The following is a 977-nucleotide window of genomic DNA, read 5'->3' on the forward strand; positions in this document are numbered from 1 at the left end:
TACGCCAATCTCAACTTTAAATAAGCTTTTCAAATTGAATCGGCGAATAACCACATTTTTTATTCATAACGACGCAGACCGTATGTGACAAAATCTTTCTGATAAAACGATGCGATAAGTGCCATAAATCTCTTGCCCTTACTTTTTGAATATTAAAGCGATCAGTTAATTGACCAATGACCGTTTCAATTTTCCTTCGTGCTCTCATAAGCAACCTCATTGATTCTTGAGATCTAGAGTCCGGCATATTCTTTCTTAAAGGAGTTTGTAGATCAACATACTGAAATTTATAGTATTCTTTCAAGCTGGGTCTTAAGTAACCTTTATCTGCACCTAGTAACCCATGAATATTTTCTGTGATTTCTGGTGCAACATCACGCTCATCTACATTTGCTGGAGCGAAAGTATAGCCAGTAATCATACCCTCCAAATTAATTACAAGATGCCCTTTAAAACCATAGTATTTCTCTTGTTGTGCAGCACAATAACTAAAACCTGCATGTTCTTTGAAATTCTTGTGTCTTTTTGCTCGACTATAACGACAAACAGGTATAGGAAATCCATCAATAAAATGAATATGATCCTGACCATAATGTGCAGTTAATTGGGCTGTGATTTTTTGATGAACTTGCCATAAGTTTGCACAATGCTTACAAAAGTTAGGATATGAACCTAAATGAGGGAACCAACTTAAGTAATTGTTTTTAAAAAACATCCATATGCTTTTATCCGTATCCATTTTGAGACACTCACCAACAATTTGCATTGTGATAATTTCAATATCGGTTAAAGCAGGTGGAAAACCACGTTTTCTTAATGGTTCAGAGACTATAGTTGGGTAAATTTCCTCTATGATTAAATAGACAATGATGATAAATTCTTCAGTGGACATAACTGTAATTTTATTTTCATAGACGGATTTAAAATGAGGTTATGTCCTTTTTATTTCAATGACTTAAAAAGTTGAGATTGGCGTA

The 977-nt window shown here is 34.0% G+C and carries 1 protein-coding gene; it reads right to left on the bottom strand.

The window, feature by feature from the left end; all coding sequences use genetic code 11:
• Window positions 1-16 precede the first annotated feature (16 nt).
• Window positions 17-892 carry an IS982-like element ISAba825 family transposase gene (locus ACY3FQ_RS16440; protein WP_000102417.1) on the bottom strand — a complete coding sequence of 292 codons (876 nt, stop codon included), beginning with the start codon at window positions 890-892 and terminating at the stop codon, window positions 17-19.
• Window positions 893-977: the final 85 nt, after the last annotated feature.

It is taken from the genome of Acinetobacter sp. AB03 (genome assembly GCF_058107045.1).

Bases quoted from the DNA above. Each gene is read 5' to 3' on its own strand.
- ACY3FQ_RS16440 (WP_000102417.1), bottom strand. From the start codon at position 892: ATGTCCACTGAAGAATTTATCATCATTGTCTATTTAATCATAGAGGAA.